15 protein-coding genes and 1 tRNA gene are annotated in these 13,394 nt (G+C 65.2%); 1 reads left to right on the top strand and 15 read right to left on the bottom strand.

The window, feature by feature from the left end:
* The first annotated feature begins 25 nt into the window (after window positions 1-25).
* Window positions 26-154, top strand: a complete 129-nt coding sequence (locus ACTEK7_RS02915) for a hypothetical protein (protein ID WP_260347296.1) — start codon at window positions 26-28, stop codon at window positions 152-154.
* A 33-nt stretch (window positions 155-187) separates the two neighbouring features.
* Here ACTEK7_RS02915 and ACTEK7_RS02910 read toward each other — a convergent pair whose 3' ends face one another.
* The 15 genes from ACTEK7_RS02910 to ACTEK7_RS02840 all read right to left on the bottom strand — a co-directional run bounded on the left by ACTEK7_RS02910 (window position 188) and on the right by ACTEK7_RS02840 (window position 13,393).
* Window positions 188-478 (bottom strand): hypothetical protein, encoded by a 291-nt coding sequence (locus ACTEK7_RS02910; RefSeq protein ID WP_036031443.1) that lies wholly within the window; start codon window positions 476-478, stop codon window positions 188-190.
* 106 nt (window positions 479-584) lie between these two features.
* A complete protein-coding gene (locus ACTEK7_RS02905; RefSeq protein WP_225125373.1) occupies window positions 585-905 on the bottom strand; it encodes a DUF1476 domain-containing protein in 321 nt (106 codons plus the stop codon).
* 223 nt (window positions 906-1,128) lie between these two features.
* A complete protein-coding gene (locus tag ACTEK7_RS02900; protein ID WP_035999201.1) occupies window positions 1,129-1,320 on the bottom strand; it encodes a hypothetical protein in 192 nt (63 codons plus the stop codon).
* 169 nt (window positions 1,321-1,489) lie between these two features.
* Entirely contained in the window at window positions 1,490-2,164 is a 675-nt protein-coding gene (locus ACTEK7_RS02895) for an endonuclease/exonuclease/phosphatase family protein (protein ID WP_225147972.1), read from the bottom strand.
* On the bottom strand, window positions 2,164-4,197 hold the full coding sequence (locus ACTEK7_RS02890) for a VTT domain-containing protein (protein WP_225147973.1): 2,034 nt from the start codon (window positions 4,195-4,197) through the stop codon (window positions 2,164-2,166). Before ACTEK7_RS02890 ends, ACTEK7_RS02895 begins: the two co-directional genes overlap by 1 nt.
* 192 nt (window positions 4,198-4,389) lie before the next feature.
* Window positions 4,390-4,686, bottom strand: a complete 297-nt coding sequence (locus tag ACTEK7_RS02885) for a hypothetical protein (protein ID WP_035999192.1) — start codon at window positions 4,684-4,686, stop codon at window positions 4,390-4,392.
* A gap of 787 nt (window positions 4,687-5,473) precedes the next feature.
* Window positions 5,474-5,563 (bottom strand) — tRNA-Ser (locus tag ACTEK7_RS02880).
* A 119-nt stretch (window positions 5,564-5,682) separates the two neighbouring features.
* Window positions 5,683-6,027, bottom strand: a complete 345-nt coding sequence (locus ACTEK7_RS02875; RefSeq protein WP_225147974.1) for a hypothetical protein — start codon at window positions 6,025-6,027, stop codon at window positions 5,683-5,685.
* A 122-nt stretch (window positions 6,028-6,149) separates the two neighbouring features.
* The gene (locus tag ACTEK7_RS02870; RefSeq protein ID WP_036028057.1) at window positions 6,150-6,473 is read right to left on the bottom strand and encodes a hypothetical protein; all 324 of its coding nucleotides are present in this window, start codon (window positions 6,471-6,473) and stop codon (window positions 6,150-6,152) included.
* Between the two features lie 315 nt (window positions 6,474-6,788).
* Window positions 6,789-7,049, bottom strand: coding sequence for a hypothetical protein (locus tag ACTEK7_RS02865; RefSeq protein ID WP_225137321.1), 261 nt, complete (start codon window positions 7,047-7,049; stop codon window positions 6,789-6,791).
* Between the two features lie 448 nt (window positions 7,050-7,497).
* The gene (gene ilvD, locus ACTEK7_RS02860) at window positions 7,498-9,348 is read right to left on the bottom strand and encodes a dihydroxy-acid dehydratase (RefSeq protein ID WP_225147975.1); all 1,851 of its coding nucleotides are present in this window, start codon (window positions 9,346-9,348) and stop codon (window positions 7,498-7,500) included.
* A 292-nt stretch (window positions 9,349-9,640) separates the two neighbouring features.
* Window positions 9,641-10,501 carry an ABC transporter permease gene (locus ACTEK7_RS02855; RefSeq protein ID WP_036012321.1) on the bottom strand — a complete coding sequence of 287 codons (861 nt, stop codon included), beginning with the start codon at window positions 10,499-10,501 and terminating at the stop codon, window positions 9,641-9,643.
* Window positions 10,498-11,427, bottom strand: coding sequence for an ABC transporter permease (locus tag ACTEK7_RS02850; RefSeq protein ID WP_225142009.1), 930 nt, complete (start codon window positions 11,425-11,427; stop codon window positions 10,498-10,500). Before ACTEK7_RS02850 ends, ACTEK7_RS02855 begins: the two co-directional genes overlap by 4 nt.
* On the bottom strand, window positions 11,427-12,413 hold the full coding sequence (locus tag ACTEK7_RS02845) for an ABC transporter ATP-binding protein (protein WP_225147976.1): 987 nt from the start codon (window positions 12,411-12,413) through the stop codon (window positions 11,427-11,429). Before ACTEK7_RS02845 ends, ACTEK7_RS02850 begins: the two co-directional genes overlap by 1 nt.
* Window positions 12,410-13,393: an ABC transporter ATP-binding protein gene (locus tag ACTEK7_RS02840; protein ID WP_225147977.1), complete on the bottom strand. Its 984-nt coding sequence runs from the start codon at window positions 13,391-13,393 to the stop codon at window positions 12,410-12,412. Before ACTEK7_RS02840 ends, ACTEK7_RS02845 begins: the two co-directional genes overlap by 4 nt.
* Between the last annotated feature and the right edge of the window lies 1 nt (window position 13,394).

Raw genomic sequence — 13,394 nt, 5'->3', positions numbered from 1 at the left:
GCCATCACCAACGAGGGTGACGCAAATGCTTGCCGAGAAGTTCTTCCTGGTCTTGGAATCCCTGATCCGCGGCAACCGCACCTATCCGGATGGAAGTCCCCGGGTCATCAGCACCTCCCCGCATGTGCCGGTCAGGCTGCCGTCAGCGAAATAACCGGCGCGTCCGCCAGCCGCCGAAATCCGCCGCTCAGCGCAGGCCCAACAGCGAGCGGCGGTAGAAGCCGCCGCGGGCCTCGTTCTGGCAGACGAAGCTGCCGTCGAAGCCCTGGCCGTAGCGCTTCTGCCCCTTGCGGTAATAGACGCCCTTGCCGAAGTCGAGCCAAACCACCTTGTCGCGCGGGCAATGACGCTGGGCCTGCGCCTCGTATCGAAACGGCGTCAGCGGCGTCGCCGAGACCTCGGCGCCACCTGCAGCGACCAGCATGGCGCCGGCGCATGCGATTGCGCCGGACCATTTGCCAAAGCTGCCCCGTGACATGCCCCCACCTCCCGCTCGCCGCCGTCTCCGGCGGCTGGCACGGTAGCACGAAACGGCACAGCCCGCGGAAGGCGGCAAGCGCGCCGAATGAACGCGGCAGCGGGTGTCATTGCCGGTCCGCTTCGAGCTGCGCCAGCGCCTGGTGCAGACATTCTTGAAGCCTCTGCGCGACCTGCTCGCGCGCGATCCCCTTGCCTGCGAGATCGCCCGCCACCTTGCCGACCACGTGGTCCATCGTCCGGCTCTCCAGATGGTCCGTCACCAGCGCAGCCGCGTAGCCTGCAGCGGCATCGCCACTGAGCCCGAGCTGGCCTGCGGCCCAAAGCCCGAGCAGCTTGTTGGACCGCGCCGTGGCCTTGAACATCAATTCCTCGTCGTGGGCGAATTTGGCTTCAAAGCCCCGCTCGCGCTTGTCGAACGTGGTCATGGTCAGCTCCATTCTGCGTCGCTGATGAGGATCGGACTTGCTGGGAGCGAACGTCTCCATGGTTCAGGTCAGTTTTGGATCATCAGAAGCTTCCTCCCGGAAGCGAAGCGCCGTCAAGCCTGCCGATGGGAAGCAGACACCCAAGCGGCATTGGCGGCCGACAATCAAATGCAGGCCGCCAGCAGATGCGATTTTTTGAAATTGCGCGGCTAAGCGCGTTCGCTCAGCCCTTCGCCGCCGCCGCTTCGCGCGCCAGCCGCTCGGCCTTCAGCCGTTCCTTGTTGGCATAGAACGCCTTCTGCGCCGCTTCGTGGTCGCGCATGGCCTTCTCGGCCTCGATCCGCCGAGCCGCATCGCGAGCGTGGCGCTGTTCGGGGGTCAGGGGTTTGCGTCGGAAGGAAAGGTCTTCAGTCATGCTGAATGAACGTGGCCGTGAGGAAAAAGTTCCGCATGGTCCTTTTCGAGACTGTCGGCCGCAGGCATAAAGTTGTCTGAAAACAACCCCATGCACAGTAGCTAAGTTCCTCTAGCACAACGCTTTTCTCAATGAGGGCCAGAGATCCGCACTCCGGTCGCTGGAACCGTTAGATCGCGATGTCCGCGATCACGGGCAAATGGTCGGAATAGGCGCGCGCCGCATGGTCGGTCCAGACTTTCTCGATCCGGCTGTCACGCGTTGCGTAGATCCGGTCGAGCCGCATGAGGGGCAAGCGCGATGGGAAAGTCCGCAACCGCGTCCGGTTCGGGCAGGCCTGCGCGAGCACGCGCCGCACCGATTTCACCCAAAACCAGTCGTTGAAATCGCCGAGGACGACGGTCCTTTCCGGCCTCACCAGGCTCACCACGGCCTGAGCCTGCGCATAACGCTCGTGGATGCTGAGGCCGAGATGAGTGGCGACCACGCGGACGTCGCCGAAAGGCGTCAGCAACCCCGTCGCGATCGCCCTGCGCGGCTCCCGCTCTCGATACGACACGTCGACGATCTCGGGCACGCTGGAGAACGGAAAGCGGCTCATGAGCATCTGGCCGTAGTCACCGTCCTCCGTGACGATCGACTTGGCATGAACGCGATGATCGCCGACGACGCGCGCCAGCTTCGCGAACGGATCGTCCGACCGCGATCGGGAATCCACCTCCTGAAGCGCGACGACATCCGGCGACCATTTGCGCAGGATGGAGCAAACACCCTCCAGATCGAATTTCGGATTGAGATTGAACGTGCCGTGCACATTCCACGTCATGAAGCGCACGGGCACCATCAGCGCCTCCCGGCGAGCCATGTCGTCACGAATTGCGCGCCGACGCAGACCCCGAGCCAGCCGAGGAATGCCAGTATCAGAAGCACTATGTTGCTCCAGGACGCATTTCTGGCGAGCTCTGCAATCTGCGAGCCGAGAACCGCCATGGCCAGGATTCCGGGCGTGCTGCCCAGCAGAGTTCCAACCATGAAGTCACGAAGAGGCAGCGTGCTTGCGCCTGCCACGACGTTTACCAGTGAGAACGGTGCTATGGGAAGCATCCGGATGACGACAACCGCCAGGATCCCCTTCCCGACCACGCGTTCCTGGATGCGCGCCGCACGGCGTCCCAGCAAGCGCTGAAGGCGCTCTCGGCCCAGGAACCGTCCGATCGCAAAAAGGAGGAGCGCGCTGAGCAAGACGCCCGCCATTGCGGTGACGAAACCCAGCCAGGGCCCCAGGGCGGCGGCCGTTGCCGCAATGAGCACGAGAACCGGAAAGACGACGAGCCCGCCAAGGACGAAGGCTGCGATCGCCAATGGCGGCCCCCAGATGGACTGCGAATAGGCAGACAGAAGCGCCGAAAGATGACCTGCATCGGCGACATCGCTCAAGGACGTGTAAGACCAGGCCAGCGCCAGCCCAAAAAGAGCCACGGCTATCGCAACGATCCCGATGATGGTTTTCGTCGTCCACATGCGAGATGCCGTGCGCTCCAGATGAAGTGGCAGCTCAGGGTCCGCCACAGGCTGAACCAAGCTGGCCAGCGTGCTGGTTAGAACCGAAGACTGGACTTTCCGCAACGTCTTGGCGCCATGAGATGTGGAGACGTCGTCTAGCAGAGCGAAGAGCCGATGCTCGTTTCTTGCGATGGCCTGCTCGTCGAGACCGCAGAAATGAGCGATGAGACGACGGCGGACGGAGGCGATGAAATCCCGATGCTGCTCGGATTCAGCTTCAAAGATGAGGTCGCATTCGCTGTCGGCGCCCATGGAACGATTGTTCAGATTGGCGGAGCCGATCCGCAAGATCCGGTCGTCGACCACCATGAGCTTGCTGTGCACCATCACGGCGGCTTCCTTATTGCCGCTGCGGGAGACCGGATGGACGAAGCGGATGCGATCGGCCACGCCAGCCGCGCTGAAGCAGTTGATGAAGGCGCCACGGCCGTTCTGCATGGCCTGGGACTCAAACCACGAGGAATGCAGTTTCGGAGCGACCACCAGAACCCGAAGCGACGGCACGCGGCACATCTGCTCCGCCAATTCGTGCGCCATCCGGGTCGCGCTGGTGAATTGATTTTCGATGTACACGAAGCTCGTTGCCGACCGGATCGCCGCAATGAAGGAGCGTTCGACCTCCTTGATGGTCGAGCCTGCAGGACAGACCACCTCGGTCCTGGCGATCCCGACCGGCACGTGCTCGGCCTCCACAGGCACGTTCGCCGGCCAGCGACCGTTCCTCGGTGCGCACCATTCATCGGACTGTTGGCCTGCCGCACGCCAGCGTTGCTCCGCGAGGGCGAACAGCTGCTCCGCAGCATCGCCGTCGACCAGGCACTGAACATCGTGAAACGGCGGATACGGCTTGCGCTGAGGGTCGCAGCGCATGGCATTGTCGGCGCGGTGGTCACTCGTGTCCCAGCGCCTGATCGTCAGATCGAGGCCGCCGACGAACGCCAATGAACCGTCGACACAGACGATCTTCTGGTGTTGCGCCGAACCGAACGGAAGCGTGGCGTCCAGATGAAACCGGACGCGGCCATCGGTGTCGGCGGTAAATTTCGCCGCGGAATTCCACTCTCTCTCGGAAGCGTAAAAAGAGACGAAGTCCCAGACGAGAATGTTGATGCGCAAGGCGGGCCTGCGCTGCACCAGCGCGCGCAGGAAGGGACCCAGCTCCTCAGGCAGGCCATCATCCGCACGTCCGGAGGCTCCGACCAGGCGTGTCCTGCTATGGATGTCCCATCCGATGATGTAGACGAAATCCTGCGCCTCCAGCAGGGCCTCCCGCAGGGCTGCGAAATAGGCGGCGGCATCGTTCAGAACCGCCACGCGCCGCGCCCTGCACCGCCGCCAGACGGTGTCGCCGGGAGTGAGTGTCGATGCGCTCTGAAGCAGGTGAACCTCGCAATTCGCGTTTGCGTCTAAACGCGCTGGAGGCTCAAGGGGTTCCACGCGGTCAACGGCTGCGGTTCGATGCGAATGCCGAATGTCCCGCGCCCTCTGGGCCCGTCGCACAAGTCGTCATTTGGTGCGGACAAACTTCGCGCCGGCGCTCCTCAACACATCGACAATTTTCTCAGGGGCATCGCCGTGAAAATCGACGGAAACCTCGATCAGGCCTTCCAGCTTCTGCCGCCCCTCCGGTGTGGGCGCTGTCTTGACGTCAGGACCTGCCGCGCGTGTTCCCACGGTGTTCGCAGCGCCGGCAGGCTGGACGAAGACGTCGCCTCGCGGCACGCCGCATTCCTGCACGACATGCTCAACCGCAAGCTCGGCGCCGCGGCGCGTGTCGAATTCTCCAATGATGGTGCTTTCCAAGGCTGCTCTCCGTGTGCTCGAGACTGCGAACAACAGGCGAGCCGAGGCCAAGTTCCTGAGGGAGCATGCAAGAGGATGACGGTCGGATCCCAGGCGCTGATGATCAGAACCGAATGAGTCCAAACAGGAAGAGCAGCGCCACCGTGACCAGGCCGGAGATCAGCAGCGAGCCGAGACATCCCAGCCGGTTCGAGAAAAAGAAGAACATGCGTTGGCCGCTGTGAAGCTTGCTGCGGGCTAATCTCTCTAAGTCAGTAGCGTTCCTGCGCAGTTTCGCGTGTCCGTGGCTCTAGCACGCAACGCTTCCTTCCACTGCATTTCAACCAGTCCCGATCCTCCTCTTGAAGACTGGAGATCCAAACGCAACATGGGTCTACGGCACCGCCGCAATCCGTCTCTCCAACATCGCGGGCCGGACTTGAGCGAGGAAGATTGAACAGATCCGTCGGGCTGCGGTGTTAGGAATGGCTCTGGGCCAAATGACCCGAGCGGCACCGGGGCGCCGCCAATCCAGACCTTGGAGTGACGCGCCGAGGCGCCCCAGTCTTTCCAGCGCAGGCTAGTGCAACACGCGAGCGGCTTCGGCGAGCCGGACCCTTTCTCTCAGCTCCTCGAGCTCCTCGATCGCGTCCAGCAATCTCACCAGCTCGCGGGCAATATGTGTCAAACCGGACTTGGATTGCTTTAAGATACGAACTCGCTGTGCCATCGGTGCACGCCTCCATGGTCGGGCACGTCCAATTGGCAAGGAGCGTGCCAGCCCACGAGGGGAACTTATGGCGATTTCTGGCGGAAGGGGTGGGATTCGAACCCACGGTACCCTTGCGGGCACGCCGGTTTTCAAGACCGGTGCCTTAAACCACTCGGCCACCCTTCCAGTCCCGGGAATGGGTGTCGCTTAACGTAGTCGACCGCGCAAGGCAACGCCAAGTTGGCGCAAGTGCTCAAACCTTTGCCGGCCGGAGCGCGGCGCGTTCCTTTTCCTGCACAACCTGTCTAGCTCTTCGGGCAATCAACCAGGACGGCACTCCGGATGTACTTGGTCCTCTGCCGGTCGCCGACGTTGCGCCCGAATTGAGGGCTGTAGTTCAGGTCGTAGCGGCACCCTGCCTGCATTGCCTTGTAGATCGCGCCCCGTTCGATCACGTAACTCCCTTGTGGGAGCGTCTTGAGGCGGACCTGTGTGATGGTCTGCTCCTGGCCGTGGTCCGGGCCGAGATAGGTAACGCGATCGGTCGAGCCGACCGACCAGACCACCGCAACTGCGCACATCAGTGAAACGGCGAAAGCAGCGACCAGCCCGAGTTGCGGTCGCTCGACGGAGTCCAGAAACGAGCTCATGCCGTTTCGTGTCGTTCCGGGCCTTGCGGTTCAAAGGCTCCCTCACCTTTGCGTCGCGCAACAGAAAGCGCGGCGCCCCGCGAAGAGCGCCGTCCTGAAATTCTTTGTTGTTTGCGTCTAGCTCAGTAGCCGCAGGACGCGCAGTTCATCTGCACCGGGGCGTAATAGGAATAACCCGGCGAGACCATCTCGACGCGCTGCCGGGTGGCGTATTGCGGCGGGATGCGCTCGTACTGGACGCTGGGCGGCGCGACCATTACGGTCTGCGGCACCATCACGGTGCGGTACTGCGCCGGCGTGCGGTGCGCGACCACGGAGCCGGGCGAGACCATCACGGTCTCGTCGACGGTGCGGTATTGCGGCGGCACATATTGTTGCTGGTAGCAGGTCGTGCACGGCGGCGGCGTGTAGCAATTGTAGCAGCCGGCGGAGGCCGCACCCGTCATGGAAATGGCGGCGACGGCCGTTGAGAAAACGACAGCGAGAGTACGAGACATTGCGGTGGTGCCCCAGTTGCCCGAAACGGATCTGCGAAGGTCGCGGGAGTATACGGCGCAAAACCTTGCCTTGCCGAACTTCGTCGAGGCATCCTTAATGCGAACGATCGATCGCGGCGGAGCGGTAAGAACTCATTGACCACGCGCATTAACGCGCGGGATGTTTGCGCGGCGGTGCGCATGACAGCGAGTCCGCGATCGGACATCGCCGCGGCACTCGTTCGAGCATAATTTGCAGTTCATCCTCGTTCCATGTTCGAGCTTTCAACGCCTCGCTGCTCTTTCCAGAAACTCCAACAGCGAGGGATCGGTCTCCTCGAGTTCGACGAAGCGACGGCGCAGCTCATCGGCGATTTCAGCGGTGGCATCGCGCGACCATCCCTCCGCGGTATTGAAGGCCACGATACGTGCGGGATGGAGATATTGCCCTTCGGCGAGATGTCTGAGCAGGGTCGCGCGATTGGCGTCCTCCTCGGCCGTCTCGCACCAAGCCCGGCCCAGGCGGCGGCCGAAATCATCGAGCACAAGATAGACGTCCCGGTCTGTCGTGATTTGCGGCACGAGTGATGGAGAATGAATCATGGCTAACTCCGCTATTGGCAATCCGAACCTTTGCGGACGAACCTCGATACGGCGACCGCCTCGGCTGGATTCGGAAAAAATGGATTTCGACGATTTTTCTTAGGATGGCACGATTAAATAAAAATAAAAACAAAATTAATAAAAATTAAATAGCAAAATGTGGACAATGGACTAAGTTGATGATGCCTGGCGGGCGAGCCCGCACGTCGGGTGCCCACTGAGCAAACGGCTCCCGCTCCCACCCCAACCAGCCCCACGCCCTAGGGAGGCGGGGGCCGTTCTTTCCCGATCTCCGTTCCGGCTACTTCCTGCAACGGCGCATCCGGGTGGTCGCACGGAGCCGCGAGGCGTTCCGAAGATCGCCGATCCAGGCCAGTGGCGCCGATGCCGCCTACTTCGGACGCCGCTTGACCTCGCGCACCGCTCCGCGCGCGGCACTCGTGGTGAGCGCGGCGTAAGCCTGCAGCGCGGTCGAGACGTTGCGCTTGCGGCCTTGCGCCTGCCAGGCAGCATCGCCCTTCGCCTCCTCCGCGGCGCGGCGCTTGGCGAGCTCCTCGTCGGAGACCTCGAGGCTGATGCTGCGGTTCGGGATGTCGATGGCGATGATGTCGCCGGTCCGCACCAGGCCGATATTGCCGCCTTCGGCGGCCTCCGGCGAGAGATGGCCGATCGACAGGCCGGAGGAGCCGCCGGAGAAGCGGCCGTCGGTGACGAGCGCACAGGCTTTGCCGAGGCCCATCGATTTCAGATAGCTGGTCGGATACAGCATCTCCTGCATGCCGGGGCCGCCGCGAGGGCCTTCATAGATGATGACCACGACCTCGCCGGCGACGACCTTGCCGCCCAAGATGCCGTCGACGGCCGCGTCTTGGCTCTCGAACACGCGCGCGGGGCCGGAGAATTTCAGGATCGAGGCATCGACACCGGCGGTCTTCACGATGCAGCCGTCCTGCGCGAGGTTGCCGTAGAGCACGGCGAGGCCGCCGTCCTTGCTGAAGGCGTGCGCGAGATCGCGCACCACGCCCTTCTCGCGGTCGGCGTCGAGCTCGTCGTAGCGGCGCTCCTGGCTGAAGGCGACTTGCGTCGGGATGCCGCCGGGCGAAGCGCGATAGAAGGTGCGGACCGTCTCGCTCTTGGTGCGCTTGATGTCCCAGCGCTCCAGCGCCTCGTTCATGGTCGGCGCGTGCACGGTCGAGACCGAAGTGTCGATCAGCCCGGCGCGGTCGAGCTCGCCGAGGATGCCCATGATGCCGCCGGCACGGTGCACGTCCTCGACATGCACGTCGGCGACGGACGGCGCGACCTTGCAGAGCACGGGCACGCGGCGCGACAGACGGTCGATGTCCTTCATAGTGAAGGCGACCTGCCCCTCATGGGCGGCGGCCAAGAGATGCAGCACGGTGTTGGTCGAGCCGCCCATCGCGATGTCGAGCGTCATCGCGTTTTCGAACGCCTTGAAATTCGCGATGTTGCGCGGCAGCACGGAGGCGTCGTCCTGCTCGTAATAGCGGCGGACCAGGTCGACGATGGTGTGGCCGGCCTCGACGAACAGGCGCTTGCGGTCGGCATGGGTTGCGACCACCGAGCCGTTGCCGGGCAGCGCGAGGCCGAGCGCCTCGGTGAGGCAGTTCATCGAATTGGCGGTGAACATGCCCGAGCAGGAGCCGCAGGTCGGGCACGCCGACCGCTCGATCACCTTGACGTCCTCGTCGCTGACCTTGCTATCGGCCGCGGCCACCATGGCGTCGATGAGGTCGACGGCCTTGGTCTTGCCGGCCAGCTTGACCTTGCCGGCCTCCATCGGCCCGCCCGAGACGAACACGGCGGGGATGTTGAGCCTGAGCACGGCCATCAGCATGCCGGGCGTGATCTTGTCGCAATTGGAGATGCAGACGAGGCCGTCGGCGCAATGCGCGTTGGCCATGTACTCGACGCTGTCTGCGATCAACTCGCGCGACGGCAGGCTGTAGAGCATGCCGTCATGGCCCATGGCGATGCCGTCGTCGACCGCGATGGTGTTGAATTCCTTGGCGACGCCGCCGGCCTGCTCGATCTCGCGTGCCACGAGCTGGCCGAGGTCCTTCAGATGCACGTGGCCCGGCACGAACTGGGTGAAGGAGTTGACCACCGCGATGATCGGCTTGCCGAAATCGGCGTCCTTCATGCCCGTCGCGCGCCAGAGGCCGCGGGCGCCCGCCATGTTGCGGCCGTGGGTGGTGGTGCGGGAGCGATAGGCTGGCATGGCGGTTTCCGTCCTCGGGGTTTGCGTCGGCCGGGGCGGGAAAATGTGGAGCCACCTCAGGCCTTTCCGGCCGGATAGCGCACGGACCCGGCGGGCGCAACGGGAACTTGGGTCGGACAGGGCTCCCCTGCTCCCGGCGCGGGGGGCTCGTCGCTCACTCTCTGTCATTCCGGGGCGATGCGCAGCATCGAACCCGGAATCCATCGAGCGGCAGCACCCGCGGGACAATGGATTCCGGGTTCGCGCCTTTCGGCGCGCCCCGGAATGACGGCGGGGGGCGTCGGAGCCCCTATTACAGCGTCGGATCGAGCCGATCGCGCAGCCAGTCGCCGATCACAGAGACCGCCAGGGTGGTGACCACGATGGTCGTCGCCGGCGCCAGCATGATCCAGGGGGCGCGGGTCAGATATTCCCGGCCGTAGCCGACCATGTTGCCGAGGCTGGTCATCGGCGGCTGCACGCCGAGGCCGAGGAAGGACAGGCCTGACTCCATCAGGATCACCTCGGGGAACACGAGCGTGGTCGAGACGATCAGGGTCGAGGCGATGTTGGGCAGGATGTGCCGGAGGTAGATCCGCGACGGCGTCGCCCCTAATTGGCGGACGGCGGCGGCGTAGCCCTGCGCATTGGCGGAGATGGCAAGGCCCCGCGCGATGCGGGCGTAGCGCTCCCAGCCGAACAGGCCCATCAGCCCGACCAAGAGCGGCAACGAGTTGCCGAAGAAGGCGAGCACGGCCAGCGCCATGATCAGGAAGGGCATGCTGGCCTGGAAGTCGGTCAGCATCAGCACGAGCTGCTCGACGAACCCACGAAAATGCGCGGCGAGGAAGCCGAGGGTGGTCCCGACCACGGCCGAGATTGCGGTCGCGCCGAACGCGATCAGGAGCGAGATGCGGATCGAGACGAGCAGCCGCGACAGCACGTCCCGGCCAAGCTCGTCGGTGCCAAGCCAGTGCGCGGCATTGCCGGGCGCAGCAAGCCGGTTGCGCAGGTCGAGCTGCGTGAAGCCGTAAGGCGCGATCTTCTCCGCAAAGGCCGCGATCAGCAGCATCGCGACGATCCAACTGATTGCCAGCGCGACCGAGACCGGAATGGCCGGCAGGCTGATGCGGCGTGAAAACGCCTTGGTCTCCTTCAGCGTCGCGTCGGTCATGCGTGCGCTCCTTTGCTGCGCAGGCGCGGGTCGAGGAAGCCGTAGAGGAAGTCGACGATCAGATTGGACGTCACCATGGTCATCGCAACCAGCAGCAGGATGCATTGCACGACCGCGAGATCGCGGTTGGCAACCGCAACGACGAGAAGCCGCCCTACTCCCGGCCAGGCGAACACGCTCTCGACCACGACCGCGCCTGCGATCAGCGTGCCGACCATGAAGCCAAGGATGGTCACGGTCGGGATCGCCGCGTTCGGCAGCGCATGCGAGGTCACCACCTTGCGCCACGGCACGCCTTTTGCGGATGCGGTGCGGATATAGGGCTGGCCCAGCACCTCCAGCATGGCGCTGCGGGTGAAGCGCGCCAGCACCGCCGCGCCGCCGAGGCTGAGCGTTGCGATCGGCAGGATGGCGTGGCGCCAGCTGTCCTGCCCGCCCGAAGGGAGCCAGCCAAGCTGCACGGCGAAGATCAGCACCAGCAGCAGCGCCAGCACGAAGCTCGGGACGGTAAAGCCGGCGACCGCCGTCATCATCACGGCGCGGTCGATTCCCGAGCCGCGATGCAGCGCGGCGTAGATGCCGGCGGGAATGCCGAGCGCCACCTTGAAGAAGAACGCCGGCAGGGTCAGCGCCAGCGTTGCCGGGATGCGTTCCAGCACCAGCTCGATCGCGGGCCGGCCGTCGCGCATGGAGCGGCCGAGCTCGCCCTTGGCGATGGCGCCGAAATAATCGAAGTATTGAGCCCAGATCGGGTCATCGAGGCCCCACGCCTTGCGGAATGCCGCGAGCACCTCCGGCGGCGCCTCCGGTCCCAGGATCATCAGCGCGGGATCGCCTGACAGCCGCAACACGACGAAGGCGAAGGTGACGACGAGCACGATCGTGAGCGCGGCGCGTCCGATCCGAATGGCGAGATAGCGTCCCATCACGCGGCGTCCCGTGACGCAGCGCCGGTGACGAGATGGCAGGCCACCTGCCTGTCGCCGCCGACGGCGGACAGCGCCGGCACCTCGCGCGCGCAGCGCGCAATGGCGCGCGGGCAGCGCGGATGGAAGGCGCAGCCCGTGGGGCGCGCGGCCGGGTTCGGCGGGTCGCCTGCTAGCACGATGCGGCCCGCGCTGCGGCGGCCCGGCGCGGGCGAGGCCGAGACCAGCGCCTGGGTATAGGGATGCTCGGGCCGCGCGAACAGATCGTCCGCGCTGCCGATCTCGACGATGCGGCCGAGATACATTACGGCAACGACATTGCTGATCTGCCTGACGACGCGCAAATCGTGGCTGATGAAGAGCAGCGTCAGCGACAGTTGCGCCTGGAGATCGCAGAGCAGATTCACCACCTGCGCCTGGATCGAGACGTCGAGCGCGCTGACCGGCTCGTCGCAGACCAGGAAATCCGGCTTGGTGGCCAGCGCCCGCGCCAGCACGATGCGCTGACGCTGCCCGCCGGAGAGCGCGCCGGGATAGCGTGCGCCATGCGCCGGCGTGAGCTCGACGGCGCGCAGCAGCTCGCGGACGCGCTCGTCGCGCTCCGCCGGCGTACCGAGTCCGTGAATGTCGAGCGGCTCGCGGATCTGCGTTGCAACCGGCAGCCGGCGGTCGAGCGCGCCGAGCGGATCCTGGAAGATCATCTGCATCCGCGCGCGCTGCGCACGCCACGCCGTCGTCCCCGGCGCGGCCATCGGCTTCCCGTCGAACCGCACTTCGCCGCTGTCAGGCGGCTCGAGGCCGAGCACGATGCGGCCCGTCGTGGACTTGCCCGAACCGGATTCGCCGACGAGACCGAGCGTCTGGCCCCTTGGAATCGTCAGCGACACGCCGTCGACGGCATGCACGGCCGCAGCTCTCCCGAACATTCCGGAGCGCATCGCATAGGTGCGCGAGATCGCGGAGACCTCGACGAGCGGCGGACTCATTCGGCGGCCATCCCGAGCAGCGCGCGGCGCGATGTCTCGGCACGGACGCAGGCGACGCTGCGATCATCGGCGATCGGCGCGAGGGGCGGCGCCGCAAGGCCGCATGCTTCCGCGACAAGCGCGCAGCGCGGCGCGAAGGCGCAGCCGCCGGGCATGTGCGCAGGATCAGGCACCGTGCCGGGAATGGCGGTGAGGCGCCGCCGCGGACCATCGAGCGGCGGCAGCGCGCCGATCAATCCTTGCGCGTAGGGATGCACGGGATCGGCGAACAGCTGGTTGCTCGGGGCCTGCTCGACGATGCGGCCGGCATACATCACCGCGACGCGGTCGCAATTCTCCGCGACGACGCCGAGGTCGTGGCTGATCAGCACCATGGCCATGCCGAGCTCGCGGCGGACCGTGGCGAGCAGCTCCAGGATCTGCGCCTGAATGGTGGCATCGAGCGCAGTGGTCGGCTCGTCCGCGATCAAGAGATCGGGATTCCCGGCCAGCGCCATCGCGATCATGATGCGCTGGACCTGGCCGCCGGAGAATTCGTGCGGATAGGCCTCGAGCCGGCGGCCAGCGTCGGGAATGCCGACGAGATCGAGCAGCCGCCGCGCCTCCGCCTTCACGGCGTTGCCTTGGAGATCGCGATGCAGCGCCAGCGCTTCGCAAAGCTGCCTGCGGATGGTCAGCACCGGGTTGAGCGCGCTCGCCGGATCCTGGAAGATCATGGCGATACGCCCGCCCCTGACCTGATCGAGCTCGGCGGCCGGTGCGCCGAGAATCTGGCGCCCGTCGAGCCGCACCGAGCCAGAGACTTGCGCATGGCGCGGCAACAGGCCGAGCGCGGCGAGCCACGTCACCGATTTGCCGGAGCCGGACTCGCCGACGAGGCCGATGGCCTCGCCCTTCTGCAAGGCAATGTCGACGCCGCGCAGGACCGGCACGCCGTTGAAGGCGACGCGCAAGTCCTCGATGCTGACCAGCGGCTTCACC

This window comes from Bradyrhizobium sp. JHI2711, assembly GCF_056156565.1.
This window is presented reverse-complemented; position numbering and strand designations above follow the sequence as displayed.